The organism is Pleionea sp. WD8-19 (assembly GCF_055326765.1).
The window spans coordinates 41389-66451 of sequence record NZ_JBUZOU010000001.1; the positions used below are offsets into that span (position 1 = coordinate 41389).

At 42.9% G+C, this 25063-nt stretch carries 19 protein-coding genes; 12 read left to right on the forward strand and 7 right to left on the reverse strand.

What is annotated here, in order from left to right; all coding sequences use genetic code 11:
* The first annotated feature begins 129 nt into the window (after nt 1-129).
* Nucleotides 130-2232 (forward strand): tetratricopeptide repeat protein, encoded by a 2103-nt coding sequence (locus ACTUJY_RS00160; RefSeq protein WP_463614004.1) that lies wholly within the window; start codon nt 130-132, stop codon nt 2230-2232.
* A 7-nt stretch (nt 2233-2239) separates the two neighbouring features.
* Here the strand turns inward: ACTUJY_RS00160 and ACTUJY_RS00165 are convergent, their stop codons facing one another.
* The gene (locus ACTUJY_RS00165) at nt 2240-2713 is read right to left on the reverse strand and encodes a hypothetical protein (RefSeq protein ID WP_463614005.1); all 474 of its coding nucleotides are present in this window, start codon (nt 2711-2713) and stop codon (nt 2240-2242) included.
* A 410-nt stretch (nt 2714-3123) separates the two neighbouring features.
* On the opposite strand from ACTUJY_RS00165, the gene ACTUJY_RS00170 reads away from it, so the two are divergent.
* The 3 genes from ACTUJY_RS00170 (at nt 3124) to ACTUJY_RS00180 (ending at nt 5118) form a co-directional block, all read left to right on the forward strand.
* Nucleotides 3124-3672: a hypothetical protein gene (locus tag ACTUJY_RS00170; RefSeq protein ID WP_463614006.1), complete on the forward strand. Its 549-nt coding sequence runs from the start codon at nt 3124-3126 to the stop codon at nt 3670-3672.
* A 3-nt stretch (nt 3673-3675) separates the two neighbouring features.
* Nucleotides 3676-4749, forward strand: a complete 1074-nt coding sequence (locus ACTUJY_RS00175) for a metal-dependent hydrolase (RefSeq protein ID WP_463614007.1) — start codon at nt 3676-3678, stop codon at nt 4747-4749.
* A 177-nt stretch (nt 4750-4926) separates the two neighbouring features.
* Complete coding sequence (locus ACTUJY_RS00180; RefSeq protein ID WP_463614008.1) at nt 4927-5118, forward strand: DUF6316 family protein; 192 nt, start codon at nt 4927-4929, stop codon at nt 5116-5118.
* Nucleotides 5119-5213: 95 nt separating this feature from the next.
* Here ACTUJY_RS00180 and ACTUJY_RS00185 read toward each other — a convergent pair whose 3' ends face one another.
* Nucleotides 5214-5444: a DUF6316 family protein gene (locus ACTUJY_RS00185; RefSeq protein ID WP_463614009.1), complete on the reverse strand. Its 231-nt coding sequence runs from the start codon at nt 5442-5444 to the stop codon at nt 5214-5216.
* A gap of 395 nt (nt 5445-5839) precedes the next feature.
* On the opposite strand from ACTUJY_RS00185, the gene ACTUJY_RS00190 reads away from it, so the two are divergent.
* A complete protein-coding gene (locus ACTUJY_RS00190) occupies nt 5840-7180 on the forward strand; it encodes an NfeD family protein (RefSeq protein ID WP_463614010.1) in 1341 nt (446 codons plus the stop codon).
* 1 nt (nt 7181) lies between these two features.
* Entirely contained in the window at nt 7182-7928 is a 747-nt protein-coding gene (locus ACTUJY_RS00195) for a slipin family protein (protein ID WP_463614011.1), read from the forward strand.
* A 296-nt stretch (nt 7929-8224) separates the two neighbouring features.
* Here the strand turns inward: ACTUJY_RS00195 and ACTUJY_RS00200 are convergent, their stop codons facing one another.
* Nucleotides 8225-10333, reverse strand: coding sequence for a sensor domain-containing diguanylate cyclase (locus ACTUJY_RS00200; RefSeq protein ID WP_463614012.1), 2109 nt, complete (start codon nt 10331-10333; stop codon nt 8225-8227).
* A 298-nt stretch (nt 10334-10631) separates the two neighbouring features.
* Here ACTUJY_RS00200 and ACTUJY_RS00205 point away from each other — a divergent pair, with 298 nt between their 5' ends.
* Entirely contained in the window at nt 10632-12806 is a 2175-nt protein-coding gene (locus ACTUJY_RS00205; protein WP_463614013.1) for a putative bifunctional diguanylate cyclase/phosphodiesterase, read from the forward strand.
* Between the two features lie 88 nt (nt 12807-12894).
* Here ACTUJY_RS00205 and modC read toward each other — a convergent pair whose 3' ends face one another.
* The 3 genes from modC to ACTUJY_RS00220 all read right to left on the reverse strand — a co-directional run bounded on the left by modC (nt 12895) and on the right by ACTUJY_RS00220 (nt 17199).
* Nucleotides 12895-13956 (reverse strand): molybdenum ABC transporter ATP-binding protein, encoded by a 1062-nt coding sequence (gene modC, locus ACTUJY_RS00210; protein WP_463614014.1) that lies wholly within the window; start codon nt 13954-13956, stop codon nt 12895-12897.
* Between the two features lie 8 nt (nt 13957-13964).
* Nucleotides 13965-14663 (reverse strand): molybdate ABC transporter permease subunit, encoded by a 699-nt coding sequence (gene modB, locus ACTUJY_RS00215; protein ID WP_463614015.1) that lies wholly within the window; start codon nt 14661-14663, stop codon nt 13965-13967.
* Nucleotides 14664-14847: 184 nt separating this feature from the next.
* Nucleotides 14848-17199 carry a putative bifunctional diguanylate cyclase/phosphodiesterase gene (locus tag ACTUJY_RS00220; protein WP_463614016.1) on the reverse strand — a complete coding sequence of 784 codons (2352 nt, stop codon included), beginning with the start codon at nt 17197-17199 and terminating at the stop codon, nt 14848-14850.
* A 529-nt stretch (nt 17200-17728) separates the two neighbouring features.
* Between ACTUJY_RS00220 and ACTUJY_RS00225 the strand changes: the two genes are divergently transcribed.
* Genes ACTUJY_RS00225 through ACTUJY_RS00235 form a run of 3 tightly spaced genes read left to right on the forward strand, consistent with a single transcriptional unit; the run spans nt 17729 to nt 21156 of the window.
* Nucleotides 17729-19288: an ATP-binding protein gene (locus tag ACTUJY_RS00225; protein WP_463614017.1), complete on the forward strand. Its 1560-nt coding sequence runs from the start codon at nt 17729-17731 to the stop codon at nt 19286-19288.
* A gap of 4 nt (nt 19289-19292) precedes the next feature.
* On the forward strand, nt 19293-19742 hold the full coding sequence (locus ACTUJY_RS00230; RefSeq protein ID WP_463614018.1) for a response regulator: 450 nt from the start codon (nt 19293-19295) through the stop codon (nt 19740-19742).
* A 13-nt stretch (nt 19743-19755) separates the two neighbouring features.
* The gene (locus ACTUJY_RS00235; RefSeq protein ID WP_463614019.1) at nt 19756-21156 is read left to right on the forward strand and encodes a sensor histidine kinase; all 1401 of its coding nucleotides are present in this window, start codon (nt 19756-19758) and stop codon (nt 21154-21156) included.
* Nucleotides 21157-21374: 218 nt separating this feature from the next.
* Here the strand turns inward: ACTUJY_RS00235 and ACTUJY_RS00240 are convergent, their stop codons facing one another.
* Nucleotides 21375-23609: a tetratricopeptide repeat-containing diguanylate cyclase gene (locus ACTUJY_RS00240; protein ID WP_463614020.1), complete on the reverse strand. Its 2235-nt coding sequence runs from the start codon at nt 23607-23609 to the stop codon at nt 21375-21377.
* Nucleotides 23610-23792: 183 nt separating this feature from the next.
* Here ACTUJY_RS00240 and ACTUJY_RS00245 point away from each other — a divergent pair, with 183 nt between their 5' ends.
* Together ACTUJY_RS00245 and ACTUJY_RS00250 are read left to right on the forward strand one after the other, a co-directional pair.
* A complete protein-coding gene (locus tag ACTUJY_RS00245) occupies nt 23793-24314 on the forward strand; it encodes a hypothetical protein (protein WP_463614021.1) in 522 nt (173 codons plus the stop codon).
* Nucleotides 24292-24807, forward strand: a complete 516-nt coding sequence (locus ACTUJY_RS00250) for a hypothetical protein (protein ID WP_463614022.1) — start codon at nt 24292-24294, stop codon at nt 24805-24807. The genes ACTUJY_RS00245 and ACTUJY_RS00250 overlap by 23 nt, the downstream gene beginning before the upstream one ends.
* Nucleotides 24808-25063: the final 256 nt, after the last annotated feature.

A 25063-nucleotide genomic window follows, 5' to 3' on the forward strand; every position in this document is an offset into this window, starting at 1 on the left:
CCCAAAGCTTCTTAACGTTTCGCTTTCCTCACGAATCTCAATCATACTCGCTCTCTTATTTTTTCATTGAAATGCTAAATTTATCGAAGTAAGGTAAGCCGCACTACGTCCACAACAAATGATTTCTGAATGAAATTAGCGCATTGGCTGTTGCTTGCTTTTTTTCTATCCACTACCCAGCTTCCTCTCATAGCCAAACAAGCGATGCCCTGCTTTGATCACGCCCAACCGATCGACTCGCGTATTGATGCTTGCCAACAAGAGCTGGAACGACTCAATGCATGGCCATTAACCGATCCCGTTAACTCACTTCATGTTGAAATCATTTTAAAGTTGGTCGAGCTTTTTACGCACCAAGGCGAGTTTCACAAAGCATCTGAATGGTTAACTCACCTGCAACCTCTGAGTGCCTCACAACTCACCCCCACTTTGTACATCCAAAAATTGCGCAGACAAGGTATTTTGCATTACCGACAAGGCGAGTTAGCGAATGCACTCACCATTTTTCAACAGGCGGTGCGTTCCGCTCGAACCTTTGAATTGAGTTTACACTTGGCCAAATCCCTGTCTGATGTCGGCACAGCGAATCTGGCGATGATGCGATACGCCGAAGCGATCGAGGCTTATCGCGAAAGTCTAGCATTAAAAGAGCGATTGCAAGATAACAAAGGCATCGCTGTTACGCTCAATAACATTGGCAATGTGTATCGAAAATTAAGCGACTGGACACAGGCGCGCAGCTATTACGAGCGAACCATTGAGCTTTACGCTCAAGAAAATAATATTCGCGGCCTCGCACACACCCAAGAGAACTTAGGGGTCATTTATTTAGAACAGAAAAATACAGAGCAAGCCATCAAAGTGTTTCAACAATCGCTGCATTATTTTCAGAGTCAAAATCAACAACATAGCGTGTTACGCATTTTAATTTTGTTAACACGAGCGTCGTTATTACAAAATAATTTAGAACTAGCACAACGATATTTAACGCAAGCCGAACAACAAGAGTTAATACTAGGACAATCGGATCAGTCCATTGCCCTTAAGTTACAATCGGGACGCTTGTTAAGTTTGCAAGGAAAGTTTCAGCAAGCGGACGCCTTACTACTGTCGGGATTGGAGCTGGCCAACGCCAACAACAATGAAGCCAATCGGCTTGAACTGTTGCAGGCTTTGGTTGATAACGCAAAAAGATTCAAACAATGGAAAAAAGCTCTGTTCTACCAACAGGAATTGTCTGAAGCTCAACTGACAACACACCAAAAGTCGTTTGCAGGTTCACTGGCGCAGCAGCGTGCGCTGTTCGAATACGAACAGCAGCAGAAAACCATTGAGCTCTTAAACCATTCGAATCAAATTAAACAACTGCAATTGAAAAACAAGCAAAACCAATTCGTGCTGTGGTTTTTATTAGGCACACTGTTACTCGGACTCACGGGCAGCTTAAGCATTTGGTTATGGCGTAAGCGTCAACAATTAAAGCAAGCGTTAAAGCAAGAAAGCGAATTTCATAAACGACAGTTTGAAAAGCTGGGTGCCAGCTATGACTCGTTAAAGGCTGCTTTCGGTCAGTTCAATCAAGCCATTCTAATCTTTAACAATCGCCAGCATATTTTGTTTGCGAACAAAGCCTGTTTACAACTTTTTTCATCAACAGAGCAAGACTTTAACCAAGTGACATTGTCCGAACTCATCCCTCAGCAAAACCAAAATTTTTGGCAACTTTGGCAAAGTGACGAAACCACAGAACCCACCTACCTGAAGCAAATTACTTTGCATTGGGGGCAAAACGAGTTCCAGTACGATCTTACGGTTTCTTTTATTCAACGCGAAGAACCTCTGACACTGCTGGTGATCAGCGATCCGGCATTCACACCTCAGTCAGCAACTCTGAACGCCGTTTTACCCACTGCCAGCTTTCACCAGTTATTAGTGGACCTCATGCTGGTCAGTTTGCAAGCCTGGGAGCAAGCCACACAGTCTTCACGCATTGAACTGGCCGAAAAAAGTGGGATTTGGCGTGTCTCCATCGACGATGGACGGCTACGAACTCGCTCACTGGACAAGTACCTAGCATTGAAATCACTTCCCAAAAAACCTCGCTGGCGCGAAGTGGTAAGAACCGCTCACTTTGTATTGGCCGAGTGCTCGCTGGACAGTGCCATCAAGCGGGCATTGGAACACAAACTGGAAACGGTACTGCAACACGTTCGTGCAGAAGCCTTAATATAGAAAAAGCTTACCTCTCTGTGGCTCGCTGTTCTTGCTCCACTTCCAGTGTAGGCTTAGGCATGGTGCAAAGTCCGCAGGAAAACTCAAGCCCCTGGTCAACCGAGTACAAATCATGATGATTCACTTCGCTGTTTTTCACAGTGGCGGGTGCGTGAAAAATCGGACGCACGGTTAAATGATCACCATTATTTTTGTAAGCCAGTTCCGCTTCACTGAATGACAAACACAAACCATGCGCCGTTCGAACCGCGGCTCGATAATCATCGTCATCGAATTGCCCACAACTTTTCAATTGATTACACACCGGATTTTCTTCACCTTTAAACTTCGCTAATAGCGGCTTGTTAAAGTTAAAGTGTCCAAGAATGGTGATGGTACCTCCCTGACACCAACCGGAGTCCAAGGGCTCCTCATGTGCACCAACGAGCATTGAAAAACCGGATAAAAACCCGGTTACGGTCAATCGCTTCAAAGTTCTCATTTTGAGTTGACTTGTACTGAACATAAACAATCCCCACACATAATGAATGACTGCTCAAACATACCTTGAAAACGTGAACAAAGAATCCAATTCTGCGGGAAAAAAAGGGAAAAGTTTCGTAGTCAATTGATTTAAAAGAAAATAGTTAAAACGAAAGATAAGCGACTTTTGTTTCGCGTATCGCTTTTGCACCATAAATTCATAACACTCAGGTTGTGTTTTTCTCAAAGAGATACGATATGTTGGTCACATTTCATTGTACATAAATAGGTATGTATAAAAAATTCGGAGCCTACTCATCTATACTAGAAAAACGTCTTAGTCTCTAACTCAATGCCGTGCTTAACTTACAATTGGTCCTCGACAAAGCCTTAGAACTTGCCAGCAAAAGCTCCTGGGAGTCCTTCAGTTTGTTAGCTCTCGCAGACGAGTTAAACACATCGCTCGCAGAAATAAAACAGAGATTTCGCTCCAAAGATGATATCGCTGAAGCACTTTTTAACCGCGCCGACGAAGCGATGTTAAATCTTTGTTCAAATCCAGAATACCAAGCACTCACACCGCAGCAAAAGCTGGTTGAATGCATTATGCATTGGTTTAAAAGTCTTTCACCCTATCGCTCTATTGTTCGTGAAGTGCTGGCGTATAAGTTAGAGCCAGGGCATTTTCATTTGCAAGCGCACGGGATCACACGCATCAGCCGGACAGTGCAGTGGTTTTTGGTCGTCGCGGAACGCAATTTCTCTGGCTTTCGACGCGTGGCAGACGAGGTGGCCGTGACCAGCGCGTACCTGGGCAGTTTTGCATTTTTTCTGCACGACACTAGCCCAGATTATTTTCAAACCCAATCGCTTTTACGCGGATTGATCGACAATATCGATCGCGCCCACCAGGCGTTTCGTTGCCCTTTTCGTCGTAAAGCGTTTCAAGCCGATTCAAACTCGCAACCTCCGTCATAAAACATGGATGCATTCACTCATATGTTGGTTGGTGCGTCACTGGCGCAATTACCAAAGCAAAAACAAAACACCAATCAGCCACAAATCACATCACACAATGATATAAGTTTCTGGCACCGAGTTAGCGTTGGCGCTTCGGGCGCATTGTTTCCCGATATCGATTATCTTTATTTCTGGGTCAATCCTCTGGACTTTCTTGCGTATTGGCACAGAGCGGAAACTCACTCCCTTCTACTCGCTCCATTTTGGGCGTTATTGCTCATGGTGTTCTGGACAAAATGGTTTCGCCACCAATACAGCCAACAGCTCTTATACCTGATTAGCCTGGGAGGAATAGTCTCGCATATTCTGATCGATACGATGACCACTTACGGAACCGCCTGGTTCGCGCCCTTATATAATGCTCGATTCAGTTGGGAGTGGCTATTTGTTGTCGATGGCTACTTTACGTTCTGCGTTTTACTTTGTTTAATCGCATTGTATTTCAAGCCTCAAGTTCGACACTCAGCATGGTGGTTTTTATTGCCCTTCAGTTACCTTGCATTGGTCATCTTTAATAAACATTTACTGTACCAAACGCTTAAATCCAACGTGCCATCCACGCAGACCAAGAGTAAGCTGGTATTACTGCCTCAGCCTTTTTCACCCTTTTATTGGCAGGCCATTTTTCAAGAAAAACAAAAAACGCATCAAGCCTATGTAAAGTGGGTGCCCGATCCGGTGGCTCAATGGATCACTTCACTACTCGGCAAGCCCCAATACAACCACGCCTTTCATCCACCCCAAGCGCTGCGGTGGCAAACCTACGATTTAATCCCCGAAAATATAGAACAAAGAGAGGTCGCGCAAAGCATCTGGCATCACCCCGATTTTAGAGCTTTTCGTGACTTTGCGGTTTTTCCCGTATTTTACCGGCTCGACCACACGACCGAAGCTTATTGCGTTTGGTTCAGCGATCTGCGTTACCATTGGCCAGAGTTTGAACCGTCGTTTCGATATGGCATGTGTCAAAGTGACCGTCACACTTGGAAAACTTATCGCCTGAAATACTTCAGTGAAAACAAAGTTCCTCTTTAATTATCAATACGTTATAAAGTTCCCTGCTTACCGACAATTAATATTATTCCTTTGCGATAACAACGAAAATGTGAGACATATCTCACAAAAGTTTGAGCCATTTCGTCTATTCAGCTTTATTGAAATTCGTAAAATGAGCGCCAGTTAAAAACCACCTGTTCATTTAGGATGCAGTCAATGAGAACAACGGATATTTTAGAGCAAGATATTGTCCGCTCGTCACGATACACACTGGTCGATTCTCAATGGTATTTCAAAACTCGGGAAGGTGATTTACTAGGGCCTTATAACGGCATTTTGGAAGCCGAAAGAGGGGTAGAAGTATACATTGCGCTTATTTCTTTAAGCCAGGACGTTGATGCAGCATAAGCAGTTTTACCGAAAGAGCACACCTTAATTAGATCAGAATAACCAACACCTCAGTCACGATAAGACTGAGGCACTTGTCTTCAATAACCGTTAACTTACTTTACCGCACCAACGCTTTTACTTTCAGTTCCAGGAACCGTCATCAGCACATTAAAGCAAGTGACTCTTCGAATATAGTGACAAAGCTCGCGCTCAGCCTCTACTTCTGATCCGTAAGGCCCAAGTTCGGTGTTCTCACGCGTTTGAAACCACCACCCATCGGCGGTGTGGTAAATACGATTTGAACGAAACCAAAATTTAGTGACTTCTCCAGCACGTGTTTGCATGGTACTACCTACTAAATTGGGGAAGGTTCATTAAGTGTAGCCATCAATAAATCTCATAGCGAAATATTATTTACTCATCAAAAGCCCAACCTAATGTAGGTTTTAAGTATATGGATTTTGTAGTGTACTTCCTAACCAACAACCAGCCTCTCATACCCGCACTTGATGATAAGACAGGGGATCATTGTAGGAAAAGAGGCTTCACATAAAAGTACGCATCGAATTATGTTTAATCGTATTTCTACACCGTTCTCTCATAGCCATCTGTGCTAAAGAGTAAAAATTTCTATAGAGTTTGAATGAACTTAATCAAGCAAGAGCTTGCTTCTCTCCATTCATCGCCATTTAAACGTCTATACTGATTTAAAAGGAATACCACATCATCGTCGTGCTCTATGCTGCTACCACTTAAGTCACTGCTGTTGTTTGCCTGCTTGCTTTCGCTGGCTGGAAGTTCAGCGATGGAAGAGAGCAGCAAAGTGTATCGGCTCACTGTGAATCACGCGATAGGACCGGCCACCAGCGACTACTTTAAACGCGGCTTACAAACAGCAGTGAAAGACGAAGCTCACTTAATCGTTTTAGTGTTGGATACACCCGGCGGATTAGATGCTGCGATGCGCGATATTATTCAGGCCATTCTCGATTCACCTATTCCAATTGTAAGTTTTGTTTACCCGAAAGGGGCGCGTGCAGCCAGTGCAGGCACATACATTCTTTACGCCAGCCATGTTGCAGCCATGGCACCTGCGACCAATTTAGGATCGGCCACCCCCGTTTCCATTGGCGGAATTCAACCGAAAAAACGTGAATCACAACACGAGCAAGAATCGAACGACGATTCACCGTCCGATAACAGCGACAATATGCAACGCAAAGTCATCAATGATGCCATTGGTTACATTCGCAGTTTGGCACAACTGCGCGGTCGAAACGAAGATTGGGCCATCAAAGCCGTTTCCGAAGCAGCCAACTTACCCGCCAGTAACGCATTGGAAATGAAAGTGATCGATTTAATCGCTACCGATATCAACCACCTACTGCAGCAAATGAATGGCTTTCAACCAAAAGGCGGTGAAGTGATCCGGTTAATTGATCCGGTCATTATCGATTACCAACCTGACTGGCGCAATCGCCTGCTGGAAGTGATCACCAACCCTAATATGGCTTACATATTGTTAATGATCGGCGTATGGGGATTAATGCTGGAGTTTTATCATCCGGGTGGCATGGTGGCCGGAATCGTGGGTGCCATCTGCTTGTTGGTGGCACTCTACGCCTTTCAAATGCTTCCCATCAATTACGCAGCAGCCGGACTTATTCTACTCGGCCTTGGTCTGTTAGCTGCCGAGGCTTTTGCTCCCAGTTTTGGTGCGTTAGGTGTAGGCGGGATTGTCGCCCTAACCATTGGTTCCTTTTTATTGATGGAGTCGGACATTCCTGAGTACCAAATTTCGCGCTCTCTCATAATCTCGCTGATGTTGATCAGCAGTTTACTTACCGCGTTTGTCATTGTGCTGGCTTTAAAATCTCGAAAACGTCCCATTGTCAGTGGCAGTAATGCCTTATTGAGCGAAACCGCAATAGCCGACAATGACTTTGAGGGCCACGGTCGAGTTTGGGTGTTAGGAGAAATCTGGCAGGCCGATTGCGAACAGCCTATTCGGAAAGACCAACCATTAAAAATTACACACATCGATGGTTTAACACTGACCGTTGAACCGAAGGAGCACTGATATGTTTCCACAAGTTACTTTGGCGCTAGCTATAGCGATCCTGTTTTTATTGATGAGCGCATTTCGCGTGCTCAGAGAATACGAACGCGGTGTGATATTTTTACTGGGTCGCTTTCACAAAGTAAAAGGGCCGGGATTGATCATCGTGATCCCATTGATCCAACAAATGGTTCGGGTGGACCTACGAACGGTAGTAATGGATGTACCGACGCAAGATGTGATTTCACGCGATAATGTTTCAGTTAAAGTGAACGCCGTTATTTATTTTCGTGTGATAGATCCGCAAAAAGCAATCATCAATGTAGAAAACTTTTTTGATGCGACCAGTCAGCTTGCACAAACCACTTTACGAAGCGTATTAGGACAACACGAATTGGACGAAATGTTGGCCGCTCGTGATCGCATGAATGCCGATATTCAAAACATTCTCGATAAACAAACCGACGGCTGGGGCATTAAAGTTTCTAATGTTGAAATTAAACACGTGGATTTAGATGAAAGCATGATTCGGGCGATTGCGAAACAGGCCGAAGCTGAGCGTGAGCGACGCGCTAAAGTGATCCATGCCGAAGGTGAGTTGCAAGCATCACAAAAACTGTTAGAAGCCGCTCAAACCTTGGCAAAACAAAGTGAAGCCATTCAGCTACGATATTTAAGTACCTTAACCGAAATCGCTGGAGAAAAAAGCTCGACCATTGTATTTCCAATACCATTGGATATTTTTTCCAAGATGAATGGAAAACCTTAAGTTTTACGACTTATAATTTAAAATAGTTTGAATATTAGTTTTTTAAAGTGTTAAAAGATGGTTTATCACCCATCCTAAGCTACAATGTTCGCTATTTCCCAATACATAAAGAGGATAGGTGATAGCCCACTTTTAAAGTAAGAACATCGCGACTAAAAATTCAAACTGCTTATCGATGTTAAACAAAGTAGCTTAGAAGCATAAAAGCAAATGACAAGTTAACGCACATTATTGCTACCCAAAAGAACTCCCCCCCTTAATTTCAGTTTGAAAGTTAGGGTTTAAAAACCACCTCTTTAAATGCTTTCAATAGCAGCAACACTTTCCACACTAATATTTTCATTCGATTTTACTTTCGCTCGCAATAAATTCTGGTGTGCCACATCAAGCAAATCAACCAGTTCAACATCACGCTCATCATCATAAGCGGCAAGGCCAATGGAAACATGGATAGCGACTTGACGTCCTCGAATGATCAAGGTTTGACGGTCAAGAATATCCAGGAGTCGTTTGGCTACCTGCTCACCCGTTTTACAATCGGTTTCTGGAAAAATCACCGCAAAATCAACACCCGAATAATGGCCAACAATGTCGTGACCACGTAACTCTTGTTGCATAATGCCAATAACCGTGTGCAACGTTTTATCGGTTGTAACCGCACCGTTATCATTGTTAATCTGCATGAGATTATCAATATCAATCATCAGCAGCGACAACGGTTTACCATTACGTTGTGCTCGATTAAATTCACGCGTCAATATATCGGAAAAATAACGTTGGTTAAACACGCCCGTAACCGGATCAGAATTACTGAGTTGATTCAGCTCCGACTGTAGCCGTTTACGTTCTGTGATGTCGTGTAAAATACCAGTAAATTTGCGCGACTGCCCTTCCTGGTATTCGCTAACCGATAAGTAAAGATCCAGTGCACAGCCATCACGACGAACTCCGGTCACTTCTCTTCCCATACCAATGATTCGACGCTTGCCTTCACTGCGATATTTTTGTAAATAATAATTATGCATTGCGCGGTCCTGACCAGCCATCAGAACACGAATGTTTTGACCGACTAACGAGCCTTCCGGATAATCGAAAAGTGCTTCGGCAGCGCGATTACAACGCTCGATAATCCCTTCCTCATCAATCTGGATAATGCCATCGGTTGCCGTATTAAAAATACTGCTGAGCTTTTCTCGTTCATCGTTAATGGTATAAATTTGCTTTTCCACTCGACGCGTTAAGCTTTCAAACTGTCGCGCCAATTCGCCGATTTCATCTTTACGTTCTACCGGTAATTTATTGATCAAAGTTCTACCGTCGTAGTGTGTCAGCGCTTCTATCGCCAAGCGTAAGGGTTTCACAAAATACCAACTGAGTAATAAAATCAGCACCACTTCTAAAAAGCCGAAACCGATCACTGCACCTACAGCGGATCGTATCAAAGGTTCAGAAAACTGCTCGATGTGTTCATCGGGTACAAAAACCGCGAGGCCCAGCCAGCCGACCACACTGTCGCCCGGTATCATCACACGTTCAATCACCATAGCTCCGGCCGAATCACGCAGTTGCTCCCACCGAAATTGTTTTTGTGGTGACTCAATATAAGCCTCAGTTTGCGGAAACTCATCTTGTATACGATATCGATGACCCCGCTCGAAACCAAACTCTCGTGCTGTATCCGGATGAAACAAATAATCGCCTCTTTGATTAACAATATAAAGACGTTCATTGTCATAAAGCGTGTTATACAACGATTCGAATACAACTTTTATATCCAGATCAATAACGACAATGCCTTCTGCCTGTTGACTGGTGTCGCTTGCATACACTGGCTTTGCAATACGTAATGTAGGTTGATTAGGTAACGCCAGCTCCTGCTGCTCGCGATTCAGTTGAATCGTTGAATAAAAGTACCCACCTGGCGAGAGAGAAATGGTATTGCGAAAATAATCTTGTTCAGCACGCGCTTGTAGGCCTTCATCTTCAATAGGCAATAGTACCAGTCCGTTACGATCCACACGAACAACTTCTTTACCCTGATTATTCATTCCAATGTAACGAATTTTGGCGTACCAGTGCTTCTCATTAGCCAATGCCATAAACAATGCCATAGCATTATTTTTTTGCATGTCGCTTTCTGTATCCAGTTCACGTATCGCTTGGTAGTTAGCAAGTAATGAAATATCGTTTTTAGCGACAATAAATACTGACTTTAATTTATCCGCAATGAGAGCGGTTCGATGCTCAATATCCTTGACCGCTACTTGGCGTAAGGTATTAACGGTGAGCTGAGTGAAGACATAACCAATGGCCAGGGTTGTTAAGAGTACAAAACCCCAGATGGTGAAAGTGACCTTTCCAGTTATTCCGAGTTGCATCGCTAATGCTCCTTTCCATGGGTTCATAAACCCATTTGAAATCCAGTGAAAATGAAAGGCAAACACGCTCTACAGAGGTCTGGAGCTATTATTCATTCTTTGAGATGAATTTCTGTTAACAATTTAGGTCAACGGCATACCGGAGTCAACTTCCAAGCCTTTGATTACAAAAGCCTTTGTTAAACTAAGGGCACCTGACTCAAATCACACCGTTTTATTGGTATATGAAATACTTAAAAGTGTGCCACTTTCAAACTGAGTTGAATTAATAGAAATTCAGACTAGGCTTAACAATGACCTTTATAGCGAATTAACTGTAACCTGCTTGAACAAGAAGCCCTCTCCGATCCAGCACCTGCTCACCGGCACAAAAACTCTGGTATTCTTTACTAGTGCACTATTTTTACTGCTCCTGCTTTGGAACAGCTATTCTGTTTTCCTTACCCATTCTCGCTACCAACATGCGCTGATGGACTCAGTAAGCAACAATGTTTTATCAGAATATCAGGAGCACTTTCTCCAATTACAATTGGCCATTCGAAAATTTCAAACACGCTATCAAAACGATATTCAATTGCTTTATCAACAAGGCCCAAAGGCCAATAAAAGTGACTATCTATTTTTATTAAAAAAAATACGTAACGAAATTGATCATGTCCGACTGTTTACGTTGATTGACAACGAAGGCAACGGCTTGCTGAAACATATTACCGGAGACTTTCTTGAAGACTGCAAACAAGAAATCTCTACCACCATTGCACAAGGCAGCCAACAACAACTGTTTATGCACCGTAACGACAACAGCATTCATTTCGATTTACTTCAGCCATTATCATTTCATGACGATAAACAATCGTTTTTCTTCGTAGCTTTCAATCCCAATGTATTTCAAAATTTATTAAAACAGTTTCAACTGCCGCATCAACAATTATTTTTAATGCGAACCGATAAGCCGGGTAAAATTGAGCTTTCCAATGACGAAACAAGCGGTCAACTACAATTAGAGATGAGTTATGAAGAAGTCAAAAGGTTCAGTTTTCTAAAACCCATTCCCAATACGCGTTGGCAGTTAGCGATCCGCCTTGCGCCCGAATACAATCACCAACTGTTATGGACTACACTTGTCAACGCGCTGCTCATTTGGCTGTTCATATCGGCAACACTACTAGGCTTTTATTATCTACAAAAAAAACGACAACTGCATCAGAAAAAAGGTGATCAACAACTGGCGCGTCAATTAGCACACGATAAATTAACGGGACTGAGCAATCGTGATAAATTTGACCAAACCGTTACCGAATTCTTAAAGCATCGCACGCTCACCGATCATGGTGTAGCACTTTTAATTGACATCGACGAATTTCAGCAAATTAACAATCGCATTGGCTACTCCTTCGGCGACCAATATCTGTTCCAATTTTCAACACAGCTGCGCAAGCAATTAGCAAATGATTGCGAAATTAGTCGACTGGGTAACGATGAATTCGCGATACTGTTTCCCGACCAAGCTCATTGGGAGTCTGAGACATTTGCCGATGAATTACGTAAACGCCTGAATGAATTTGAGCATGATCAACTGACGCTTGACTATCCTGTCACCGTCAGCATTGGCGTTCTCAATATCGATGAATCGTTCAATAACTTTGAACAAGTACTCGGCTCATTAACACTTGCAACCAATTTAGCAAAACAAAAGGGGCGAAATCGCGTTCAACTTTATCAAGGTGACGACGACGTCCTAATACTGCATGCCAATGAAATGGCAGTGGTGAAAAACATCAAGTTAGCGCTGCAGAACAACTCGTTGGTGCTCTATCGACAAAGACTAAAGTCATTAAAGCACAAAAATGTGCCTGCTCAGTATGAAGTATTGGTTCGTATGAAGAGCGACTCCGGAAAGCTGGTTCCACCCAATCTGTTTATTCCGACAGCGGTAAAATACGATTTAATTGCCCCCATTGATCGCTGGGTGATTGAGGCCACGTTTAAAACCATTGCCGAAACCGAAGCCGACAGCGACTCGCAATACGGAATAAACCTTTCAGGAGCAACGCTTGATACAAGCGATATCGGTGACTTCATCCACGAGCTGTTTCGTAAATATCCGATTAATGCCAATCGTATCGGATTTGAAATCACCGAAACCTACGCCATTACACATTTACAATCGGCATTGACATTTATTCAAAATCTTTCTCAACTTGGCTGCCAGTTTTACCTGGATGATTTTGGCAGTGGGTTATCATCGTTTAACCACCTACAACAACTTCCGGTTCACAGCTTAAAAATTGATGGTACGTTTATTAAAGACATTTGCAACAATCAACTCAAGTTAACTTTTGTAGAAACGATTTTACGTATTGCTCAGGAACTTGATAAAACCACAGTTGCTGAGTTTGTAGAAGATGAAGCAATAGAAAACAAAATTCGCGAGCTAGGTATCGATTATGCGCAGGGGTATTTTGTGCATCGACCTGAGCCTTGGGTAGAGGTTTTCTGATCAAATGCTTTAGAGTGAGAATTTAAACCCAATGCTCTAAAATATTTCAATGTTATGTATTAATCTTATCGCTCTTTTTGATGTGAGTTTACCGAACCAATGCAACCGACTTCACCTGCAACCAAACATCTGAGTTCAAAGTGATGGACAGTTGCTGTAAGGAACGTCGCGTTAAGCGCGATACAAAAATACTTTGACCAACCATAACTTTAACTAAAACTGTAGCCGGATGCAGGTCATCACAAACGTCAATCACTTTGCCGCGCAACACGTTTAAAATACTCGATGTTTCGGGCTCGCGAGTTGCGAGGCTAATATCACGAGCCATCACTCGCACGCGTACTTGCTCACCCACACGATAATGGTGATCTCGCACCCAAAGTGTTCCCCCATTGAATGCCACCTGACACAAAGACCACTCGGTATCACAATGTTCAACTCGAGAAGGCAAGACAACAGCGGGCTCTTCTCTTAACTCAACCGGTAACGGGTACATTCCCAACACCTGCTGCAATTCACCGCTAACCACCACCTTTCCCTGTTGCAACACCACCAGATGGTCCGCCAGGCGCGCCACTTCGTTATCAGCGTGAGTGACATAGATAATCGGTAAACGCAAATCGGTCTTAAGCCGTTCCAAATAGGGCAATATTTCCTGTTTGCGTTTTCTATCGAGCGAAGCCAGTGGTTCATCCATTAACAGCAAACGCGGTGACGATAAAATAGCACGTGCCATCGCAACCCTTTGTCGTTCACCACCCGAAAGAACGGTCGGCTTTTTATTCAGACAATGTGAAATATCGAGCAAATTGATCAAGGTCGACCGGTTAATGATAGGCGCTCGCTTTGCTCGTTTGATTGCGAAATCAAGATTACCCGCAACGGATAAGTGCGGAAACAATACAGCATCCTGAAACACATATCCAATGGCTCGTTGGTGAGTAGGTATAAAACGCTTTTCATCCTGCCAGCAATCACTATTAAAATACAACTCGCCTTTTGCCCGATTTAAACCGGCAATACAACGTAATAAAGTGGTTTTACCGGAACCGGATGCGCCGTATAAGCAACTCACCCCAGACATCGGCATTTGCAAATCGACATCCAGTAAAAAGTCATCCAATGATAAATTGAATTTCGCTCGAATCATTTCTCATCCTAAACAATATTAACGCCAGAAGCTCGAACGCGACCGCCAGGATTTATTGTATAAAGAGCCAGCAGAACCAAAAACGAAAAAATGAGAATAATCACGGAAAGTGAATGCGCTTGAGCATAATCGAGCGCTTCAACATGATCATATATTTGCACGGAAAGTACGCGAGTCACACCCGGAATATTGCCACCGATCATTAACACCACACCAAACTCACCCAAGGTGTGTGCAAATCCGAGCACAGATGCGGTTAAGAATCCTGGCTTTGCCATTGGCACAGCAACCGTAAAAAAACGTGACCAGGGGCCAGCTCCTAATGTTGCTGCAGCTTCTAGCGGTTGGTCCCCCATCGCCATAAATGCGTTGTGCAAGGGTTGCACCACAAAAGGCAACGAGTAAATCACCGAACCAATCACTATGCCTGTAAAGGTAAATGGAAAGGTACCAAATCCCATCGCTTGCGTTGCCTGCCCAATCCACCCCTGCGGCCCCATCGCGAGTAGCAAATAGAAACCTAAAACAGTTGGCGGTAAAACAAGAGGCAATGCAATCACGGCGCTTACTGGACGTGTCCAACGGCTGTGTGAACGGGCTAGCCACCAAGCAATGGGGGTACCTATGAGTAACAGAATGACGGTTACCCAAGTTGCTAATTTAAGTGTTAACAAAATCGCGGTGAGATCAAGGTTGGTGAGTTGCAAATGTTTACCTTTTTATTTTAACTTTTCGGTTCGCTGCATCGGTTCTTACGCTCATTCATGGTTGCGACACCGAGCGCGGCTCGGATACCACACCCTACCCTCCAGGAACGCAATGACAACTGCATTCGTGTAACTTTAATGAATGACGAATCTTAAAGGTTTGAAATGAGAATGGTAATGCAGATTAGGAGGCAACGCTACCGGAAACCGGCGCCGATTGAGTAATTAAAGACTGAAAGTCTTGCCAGGAAAGTGGACTGGAAAGGTAATACCCTTGCAACAGTTCGCAACCGCGATCTTTCAAGTACTTCACTTGTTCTTCATTCTCGACACCTTCTGCAATAACATCCAGGTGATAAAGATCCGCCAAAGCCAATACGATATCCACCATACGCTGCTTTTCCGAGATTTCTCCAGTGAGCCCTTGAATAAAAGACCGATCGATTTTCAAACGATCCACCGGAAACTCCATTAATTGACTGAACGCCGTGTATCCTGTACCAAAGTCATCGAGTGACAAGTTCACTCCCAGCTCTTTCAACTGCTTTAACAGTTGAATACTTCCTGTGACATTATCTACAAAGCTGGTTTCGGTTATCTCCAACTCCACCCGCCCCGGAATAACTTGGTGTCTGGCAAGTTGTTTTTCTACTTGGCTGACAAATTCACGATTGTGCAACTCCACCGCACTGACATTGATTGCAAAAAAGCCCTGAAAACCGTAACGATCCTGCAGGTAGTTCATCCGACCTAACGATTCATTCAGTACCCAAATGTCGATTTCCTTTATCAAACCAGTGCTTTCCGCAACCGGAATAAACTCTTCAGGCCCAATCCCTTTTTGTGCCAAGTTTGGACAACGCACCAAGACCTCCACACCCGCCACCGCCAGTTTTTTTGCTTCAAAAATAGGCATAAACTCCAAGGTAAAGTGCCCATGATGAATCGCTTTAATAAGCACTTTTTCGATGTACTGTTTGCGTTGTATGCCACCGGCAATTTGTTGGTTATAAAACTGGTATCGATTCTTCCCTTTTACTTTTGCCTGATACATGGCGGCATCGGCGTTTTGCAATAAAACCTGGCCGTCCGTTCCATCATCTGGGATCATGACAATACCGATACTGGCTTGCACATTATGATTAATGCCATCCACTAAAAATCCGCTGTCAAACATTTTCAAAATTCTTTCAGCCACTTTTTCTGCCGCTAAAGCATCTTCCACATCGGTGAGCAACAACGAAAACTCATCACCGGCCAATCGAGCAATCTCCCCTTTGCCTAATGTCGCAGCCACATCGGTAGGACGGATGGACTTTTGCAATCGTTCACTAAACAGTTTTAGCAAGCGATCGCCGGTTGCGTGTCCAAAGTGATCATTAACGTGTTTGAAATTATCAAGATCGATATACAGTAACGCCATACGCGTTTCTAACCGTAAAGCACGGCTGAGCTGTCGTTCAAACTGAACTTGAAAACTGATGCGATTGGCAAGCCCGGTAAGGTAATCAAAAGACGCCAACTTGTTCAGCTTTTGCAACATATGCACATAAGCGTTATGCAGTTGCGCAATCTCAGTATTACCGGATAACTTATCAATATCGACGTCGTCACCGAATCGGGTGTTATTGATTCTGTCCAACAACTTAGCAATAGGCGCAACAACTTGCTGTCGTAGTAATAAAATCAATATGAGGTAAGCCAATAAAACGACCAATAAGGCGAACATCATGAGTTCAGACAGATCATAAGGTAAACGTTGAATCAGAATACTTCGAGGCACAGCAATTGAGAGGTTATAATCATTACGCAACAATGTCAGATGCAGATCGTGCTCAAACTTCGTTTGAATATGGCCAAACTTCACCGGCTTGACTACAGGATCTTGAAGTGCGGTTAAATCGAAAATGATGTTTTCACCGTAGGTTTCCACCAAGTGAGTGCGAAATGCCTCAGCGACGTCGATCCGGCTCACAATCACTGCCAGATGTTCAAACGTGTGGTTGGTAATGACATCTCGCGTTAACAAGTAAAAGGAGTGTTGGTGCCAGAGCTTTTGATTAACATTACGAAAAAAAGATTGGCTAAGCGGTCGAATTTCACTGCTGATCCCCGTTTGCCCTTCGGTATCAGGCGGCAAAGGTGCTAGCTGAATGATCGGCGCATAGGCGTATGCGCCCTGCAAATCCGAAGACAACAAAAGATTGCCGGCTTTATCAAACAGCTGGATCAACTCAATCTGGGCGCCAGCGTCATTCATGCGTAATTGCAGCAAACGCAATACCTGATTCTGTATTTGCTTCTGACTGTTGATAATTTGAGGCAAATTGGATGCCAGTTCAATCGCAATAATATTCACTTCGTCCACTTCTTCTGCCATCTGCGATTGAAAATGCATAAATTCCTTTTCCAGTTCCTGCTGTAACTCCTGCTTGTTATAGAATAGCATTTCCTGATAAACAAACAGCACAAAAAGCACTGCGAATATAAGAATGATAGGCAGCAAAATAATGTTAATTTTTTCAACCAACTTCATGCTAGAACTCGCCAACTCCTTATGCAGTTTTTATCTTAACGAAAGCTCGGTTTTAAGTTCGGAGCCAACATAAAGGTCATCGGAACTTCAGAATGCCGATAATGGTATAAGATCTTGTTAACTATAGGTGAAAACGAATGAAATTGGCAGTCAACCTAGGCTTTAATTGTCCTCGTAGCCAACCAACAGTTGCCGACGAGGCAATACATTAAATAGGAAGAAGCGATGCAACTGTAAATTTTCCCCCGTCTAACTATACCGAATATGAGATTTTTCAGAGACTTACTGTTATTTTTTTGCTAATTAATAAGCAGTAAACCTATACTTTTCAGTAAATTTGTCCATTTAAACCGGTTTCATTGTAAGGTTTTATAACCAATAAGAAGCACTCATTGTGATGCCTCAGCATTTCATGCAATGACAATTATATTTGTGTTTTTCTAAAGCACCCAATTGTGAAGCCGAGTCTGATCAGGATCAAAACAACTTAAACATTCATGGATCGAATGCAACCTGCCTTGGAGAGGCAATGGCAACTAGTGAAAACCGAGTTATGAACCATCCGGAAACAGCGCCCACTCAGCTGCCCGTTATTGAGCAGTTTCCATGGTGGAGAAAGGTGTCGATCCGCTCGCGATTGCAAGCTACCGTTTTAATTTTTACTCTACTGCTGCTTACCATTTCAACCATTACCCTGCTGTTGGCTGCGCAGAATTATTTTCACCAGAGCGCACAACGCGACTTAACCACACTTTCACATATCATCGCTTATAATAACAAAGCCGCTCTCAGCTTTAATGACGCGGATGCTTCAACCGAAATATTGCAGGCTCTAAAAAACGATGCATCCGTTGAGCAAGCCATTATTTTTAAAGACGACCGAGTATTCAGTGCCTACACCAAGAATCAAAAATCTGCAACATTTCGGCCAATAGAAATTGAAAGCGAACATATTTGGCAAGATGACAATCGCTACCACATCATTACCCCCATACAGGTTGGCAATAAAACCTTAGGGCAACTGATGCTCAGTAGCAACATGGATGAATGGCAATATCTGCTTAATGGTGTTTTCTGGTTTTTCGTCATCATGTTAACGGGTTCTCTCATTGCCATTGCCCTCATGTCGTCCTGGCTTCAGGTCAATATAATTAAACCACTGGAATATTTATCAGGTTGGGCGCAAAGACTTTCTACTAAACGCGAATTTAATGAAAAAGCCGTTAAAAAAAGCGATGACGAGCTCGGGCAGCTGGTCGACAGTTTAAACCACATGTGCGAAGAACTTTCAGAGAAAGATCGAATAACGCAACTGAACCAACAATTAAAAAGTGAAATTGACATTCGTCGAGAAGTCGAACAAAAGCTTTTAAGTAACAGTAAAAAATTGCAACAACTGAACACTGAGTTACAAGAGTTTGTGTACGCCGCCAGTCACGATTTACGCGAACCCCTGAGAACCATAATCGGCTACAGCCAATTTTTGAAAAAAGATTTAGGCGATGAGCTTTCTGAAAAAGTGGAACAGGACATTGGCTTTATTTTAAGTGCCGGCAAGCGCATGGATCGTCTAACTGAAGATTTGCTATCGCTTTCACGAGTTGGCACACACGAGCTGCGTGTTGAAGATTGCAATTTAAACCAAATTGTTTCATCGATTAAAGAAAACCTGTCCATCGCCATTCGTGAATCTGATGCTCAGATTCATACCCAGACGCTGCCTATCATACAAGCCGACGCTTCCCAAATTCAGCAGGCCCTCCAAAACCTGATTCAAAATGCAATTAAATATCGACGAAAAGAGGTCGCTCCCGAAATTACAATAACGGCGGATCAAACCGATTCAGATTGGGTAATCAATGTAAGTGATAATGGTATTGGCATCGAGCCTCAATATCATCAAAAGATCTTTACCGTGTTCAAACGCCTTCATGGTGTTAAACAATACAGTGGCAGTGGTATTGGCCTGGCAATTGTAAAAAAAATTGCTCAACGACATCATGGTCAAGTTCGCGTGGCGTCTAATTTAGGCGATGGATGTTGTTTTACGTTGCAACTTCCCAAAACAATACCAACAAGCAGAGACTAAACCTATGAATGATAGAACGGCGAAAACAGCAACCATTTTAGTAGTGGACGATTCCGATGCCGATCGCGAGATTATCAAACGCTCACTGTTCGATGGCAAAATTGCGTGTAACATCAGTGAGGTAGAAGATGGGCAGCAAGCGCTTGATTACCTGGTAGGAACGCCCCCCTTCGATAATCGCGAGCAGTATCCTTTACCGAGTTTGGTGTTACTCGACATTAATATGCCCAAAAAAGATGGTAAAGAAGTACTCAGTGAAATACGCTCACACCCCGAATTTCGCACATTGCCTGTTATTATGCTGACCACTTCGCAGTTGGAGCGCGATGTCATTGATTCTTACGAGTTGGGTGTTAACGCTTATATGACCAAACCCGTAGACCCCATGCAATTTATGGATTCTATTGCCATATTGGAAGCCTTCTGGTTTCAATTGGTCACTTTACCGAATTAAGCTGGATTGCCCCATGCCCTTGCTGAAAGCTTTAATTATTGATGACAACGAAGCAGATGCGATTTTATTGTGCCGCTTGCTGGAAGACGTGAATTACTGGTACATCGAATCAACCGTCTGCCACGTTCCGGATCAAGGCCTTTCCAGCTTTGAAAAGTTGTATCCTGATCTAGTGTTTGTCGATTACGAATTAGGTGCGATCACCGGTGCGGTTGTCATTGAGCGCATCCGCGAAATGAATCCCAGTGTGCCTATTATTTTACTTTCTGGTCACAGTGAAAAAGAAATACTCACCGCTGCCATGCGGGCAGGTGCCATCGACTACATTCAAAAAAGCGAATTAAACGCCCATTCATTACAAGATACCATACAACGGGTCATGGCCCGACAAAATGAGTTGATTCAGCAGCAACAAAGTAAAGTTCAAAACCGAATGGATCTGGTAGTAGAAGCGGCCCCAAACGGAATGATTCTTGTCGATGAAGCCGGCTATATATTAAGCATTAATTCAGCGGTTGAAAAAATGTTTGGTTATCAACGCGAAGAGCTGCTCGGAAAGCCCATAGAGCGATTGGTTCCAGAACGAATTCGACAAGATCACCCAAGGTTAAGACGCAACTACAACGCCAATCCAGTATCTGGAGCGATAGGCGTTGGCCGAGATTTATTTGGACTCAAAGCCAATGGTGAAGAGTTTCCCGTTGAAATTGGATTAACTCCGATTGAAGTGGAAGATCGCTTCTGCGTACTGGCATCGGTAGTCGACATTACTCAGAGGAAGAAGTACGAAAAAGGATTAACCTCGGCTTTACAGGAAAAAGAAATTTTGCTCATGGAAATTCATCATCGCGTTAAAAATAATTTACAAATTATAGATAGCTTGATCAACATGCAAATGGAAGAAATAGAAGACACTAAATCTAAAATGCTTCTAAAAGAATGTCAAAATCGTATTCAATCTATGGCTTACATTCACCAGTCGCTCTACGAGTCGAAGGATTTTTCTAGAGTGAAATTTAACGATGTTATCGATAAAGTCACTCAGCAATTGCTTCACTTTTATGGCCGAAACGGTAAAGCTTTAAGTTTTCAGAAAAAAGTTCAACCTATTTACTTATCAATAAAAACCGGTATTCCTTTAGCATTAATTCTAAACGAACTACTTACCAACTCAATTAAACACGCAAAAACATCCGACAACCACATTATCATTACCATTGAACTCAATAAAAAAGACAAGACAATATTTTTTTCCGTATCAGATAACGGCGACGGATTACCTGAAGACTTTAACATCAACAACCAAACGTCTTTGGGAATGCAGCTTACACAATTATTGACTGAACAGCTTAATGGGAACCTGACCATTCAAAAACATCCGACAAAATTCAACATTCAGTTTGTGAACGAGTAAACTTTCATGCCTTCCCTTGCTTTATTAAGTTTACAAAGGCCAAGATGGGTTAACACCCACCCTACCAAGCCACGCATTTCTCGGAAGTGTCGTAGGGCGGATGAAGCATAGCGTAACCCAACTTCTTAATTGACAAAAAGCATTTGAACTTTATTGATTTTAACGACCATAACTCCAGCACAGCTAAAAAATAACGGCGATAATTTCATCAATACTTTCTATTGCCATTGAACTTCCGATGTCGGTTGAAACGACATTTGTAACTTGGGCTTTAACTGCGACAAAGCACTGCGAGCGTCTTCCAATAAAGAAGGAAACAATCGCTCATCATATTCACAATGATAAAAATCCATGCCCACCCACGCATTACGTTTATTTTTTTTTGCTGCATATAAGCATAGGTCGGCAATCTCAATCGTCTGCGACCAAGAAATGGCTTTAGGTTGTTGCTTAAAACACGGGTAAGCAGAAAATCCAATAGAACAAGTGCGCTGAATGGTTTGACCGTCGCCGATATGAAACGAGTGTTGTTCAAATGCCACGCGCAACCGTTCCGCATAAGCATTTGCTTCTTGTCGATTAATAAAGCGCATAATAACTAAAAACTCTTCCCCACCCCATCGTATCAGATAGTCGGTAGTGCGAAATACTTGAGCCAATAAATTGGCCACTTGCATCAACACGTTATCACCCGCCGCATGGCCGTACTGATCGTTAACACTTTTAAAATGGTCAAGATCAATCAGGAAAAAAAGTAAATCACTATCGCTAGGTGGAGTCACACCTCGCACGTGTCGATAAACGTCATTAACTTTATCTATATCATTTTCAATATGCTTCAATACGAAACGTCGGTTATTTAAACCCGTTAAGTCATCGGTTAAGCTCTTTTCCTCAACCATCTCATAGGCTTTGACGAGTTCTTCATTTTTCCGTTTTAATTCCTTCGTTCGTTTTTCTATCAGCTCAGTGAGCTCTAGGTTTAGCTTTCTTTGTATGTGCCGCTTATACAAAAGAAACCCGAGGACAACAGTAGCAACCATTAATATCGCGAACATATTGCGCTCAAACACCTTTTTATCAAGCAATAGTTCGCTACGACTTAACTCCGCATCCGAAATCAGCTTTTCTTGCGTCAACCGCTCTATTTCATTTTGCTTTTGCTCAGCTTCAAATTTTGCGCGTAAGCCCGCTATCGTCTTGTCGCTTTTTGAATTAAAGATTGTATTCTTTATTTCGGTGTATTTTTTGTAGTGATACAATGCCAGTTGATAGTTTGATTTACGTTCATAAATTTCAGATAAAAGTTGATGTGAATCTTGTACATTTTCACGGTATTGCCATTCGTTCGCAATGGCCAACATTTCATTCGCATGCACTAAGGCTTTATCCAGCTCGCCTTTTCCCAACAGGGAGGCGGCAATGTTTCTTTTTGGTCCAAAAGTGATGGTTGCATCGCCTTGCTGTTCAGCAATTTCCAATGCTTTTTGAGCGTACTCAATCGACTCGTCCCATTTATTTTGTCGTCTAAAGGTACTTGCCAATCCATTTAAAGCACGAGAATATAACCCAATCGCTTCAGACTTTTTTGCAGTTTCTGCGGCTTGCTCAAAGTAACGAATGGCCGCGTCATAATGCCCCAAGTCGCGATTCGAAATGCCCAAATTATTCAACGCCAAAGCTTGACTATCAATATCACCATGTTTTTCTGCGAGCTGCAGTGACTGTTGATAAACTTTCATCGCTTCATCCGACTGATCCATTCGGTTCAAAACGTTCGCTATATTATTGTAAAGCGCGGTTTGTGCTCGCACATCATTCATCTCTTGGGCAATGTCGAGTGCTTTCATATACAAGTTAAGCGATTCATCATGCCGACTTTGCTGACCGAGTAATATTCCTACAACGTTTGCCGAACGCCCCATCCACTTTCGATGTTGCAGTTCTTCAAACGTATCCATAGCCTGTTTCGCCAACTCCAAAGCATTTTCCGTTTCTCCTTGATAAAAGAGAATAACGGATTGTTCATGCATTATTCTGGCGCGTAAATAAGGATCGTTTCGATCGTCTAGCAAACTTTCAGCTTGTTGGAGTACTTGCATTGCCTCAACTAACTGTGATTTGCTGCGAAATATCACCGACCGAACAATCATTGCTTTAATATCGGCATGGGTATTTGGCGACTTTTCGCCAATGGTCAATAACGTTTCAAGTAAAGATTCAGCTTCATCGTATCGAGACTGAACCACTAACATTGAAGTAAGCTCAAATAAAAAATCAACATGCTCTAAAGAGTGTGTTTCCAATAACGCTCGCTTGAAGAGCGAAAGTCCAATGTCAATAGCCTCATCCGGACGCCTATCTTTCAATCGATTAAACTCATCCATTGTCGCATTAACCGTTGCTTTCTGCTCATTGGCTGAATTTTCCGAAGGAAACTCATTGGTTTTCACCTCAGTAATCCCTAGCAAAAGCAATACTAATAGCCCTATTCGATACACAATTAATTACTCGACCTTAAAAACTCAATGCAATTATAGCGTAACAAAGCGCTGTAGAAGAGGTTAAAGAACGGTTGATAAATATCGAAGTAAGGTTAAAAATGGATTAGACACTATATCAATAGGAACCTAACGATGCGACTACTCATGTGTTTACTATTCATCTCAGGTATAAATCTTGTACAAGCGACAGATACTCTTCTTCCTGAACTGGAAAAATTTCGCCCTTTTATCGGAAAAACCTATCGCGGTGAATTTGAGGGCTCCACGAAAGAAAAGCCTGTAGTCGATATTTCGCGCTGGGAAAGACACCTTAATGGTAAAGCTATCCGTATCGAACATTCCATTAACGACGGACAATATGGCGGTGAAGCTCTGATTTTTTGGGACAGTGCCGACAAAAAGCTGCGTTATTTTTACTTCACGACCGAAGGTTTCTTTACTGAGGCCGTCGTCGTTTTTGAAGGTAATACTTTCACCAGTTTAGAAAAAGTGAAAGGTGAAGCAGGCGGCGTTACAGAAGTGAAAGCCAAAGCATGGCTTTTAGAAAACGGCAATATGAGAGTCGAATCGCAATATTTTAAAGACAATCAATGGCATCAAGGTCACAGGGCAACTTATATTCCCGATGCCAATGCAAAAGTACGCTTTAAATAAGCGTCATTGCTACCTGATGATGTTTCATCACTTACAACGCCTCAAACTTTCGTATTTGAAGTGGCTTTCTGTTTTGCCACTTTTTTGGTTTTCATTGGGTTGTACTTCCGAAAATGAGTCCGGCGCTTTCACAGCCATTGCCAAAAGCGGAAATACAACCATGGACCAAGCGGCTGTCTTTACCCATCACATCATCACGCAAGTAAAAAGTGAGTCACCCAACTGGACTTCTCAACAAGTCATTACCTATATCACTTCAATTGAAGGCAGTGCGTCTCTTTGGCCACCTAATCCGGAAACCGAGCCCGACTTCGCCGATTATTACAAAGGACCAAGACCACCGGCTACGTCCGACGTTGCCATCGCGTTAAACCGCAATCACCCATTCGCCAAGCAATTTTTGGTACTTTCGGTAAATGATAACGGAGACATTTTAGCAGAAGCTTTTCAGAACAAATCGATCAAGGCCCCTTACTTTCGTTGGCGTTGGTGAATACAAACACGGCAACACACCCGTTTACATCGCAATAAAAAATAAAAGACATCTCGTTCATTTATGAACATCAAAAATGTTCGTTAGTGCCCCCTTTCGCGTTTGAAGATTCAACTTTCACTCACTATATTTTTTCGCGGAATAACATTCTATTCCGATGACGATTTAATTATTCGCGTGCCGGTTACACTCAGAGCAGTCACTGGATCTTGATTTGAAAGTTGTTGAGCGTTTGGTCAATGGTACGCCATCACCA

Coding starts and splice junctions, on each gene's coding strand:
- ACTUJY_RS00160 (WP_463614004.1), top strand. CDS start 130: ATGAAATTAGCGCATTGGCTGTTGCTTGCTTTTTTTCTATCCACTACC.
- ACTUJY_RS00165 (WP_463614005.1), bottom strand. CDS start 2,713: ATGAGAACTTTGAAGCGATTGACCGTAACCGGGTTTTTATCCGGTTTT.
- ACTUJY_RS00175 (WP_463614007.1), top strand. CDS start 3,676: ATGGATGCATTCACTCATATGTTGGTTGGTGCGTCACTGGCGCAATTA.
- ACTUJY_RS00180 (WP_463614008.1), top strand. CDS start 4,927: ATGAGAACAACGGATATTTTAGAGCAAGATATTGTCCGCTCGTCACGA.
- ACTUJY_RS00185 (WP_463614009.1), bottom strand. CDS start 5,444: ATGCAAACACGTGCTGGAGAAGTCACTAAATTTTGGTTTCGTTCAAAT.
- ACTUJY_RS00190 (WP_463614010.1), top strand. CDS start 5,840: ATGCTGCTACCACTTAAGTCACTGCTGTTGTTTGCCTGCTTGCTTTCG.
- ACTUJY_RS00195 (WP_463614011.1), top strand. CDS start 7,182: ATGTTTCCACAAGTTACTTTGGCGCTAGCTATAGCGATCCTGTTTTTA.
- ACTUJY_RS00200 (WP_463614012.1), bottom strand. CDS start 10,333: ATGAACCCATGGAAAGGAGCATTAGCGATGCAACTCGGAATAACTGGA.
- modC (WP_463614014.1), bottom strand. CDS start 13,956: ATGATTCGAGCGAAATTCAATTTATCATTGGATGACTTTTTACTGGAT.
- ACTUJY_RS00220 (WP_463614016.1), bottom strand. CDS start 17,199: ATGAAGTTGGTTGAAAAAATTAACATTATTTTGCTGCCTATCATTCTT.
- ACTUJY_RS00225 (WP_463614017.1), top strand. CDS start 17,729: ATGGCAACTAGTGAAAACCGAGTTATGAACCATCCGGAAACAGCGCCC.
- ACTUJY_RS00230 (WP_463614018.1), top strand. CDS start 19,293: ATGAATGATAGAACGGCGAAAACAGCAACCATTTTAGTAGTGGACGAT.
- ACTUJY_RS00235 (WP_463614019.1), top strand. CDS start 19,756: ATGCCCTTGCTGAAAGCTTTAATTATTGATGACAACGAAGCAGATGCG.
- ACTUJY_RS00245 (WP_463614021.1), top strand. CDS start 23,793: ATGCGACTACTCATGTGTTTACTATTCATCTCAGGTATAAATCTTGTA.
- ACTUJY_RS00250 (WP_463614022.1), top strand. CDS start 24,292: ATGCAAAAGTACGCTTTAAATAAGCGTCATTGCTACCTGATGATGTTT.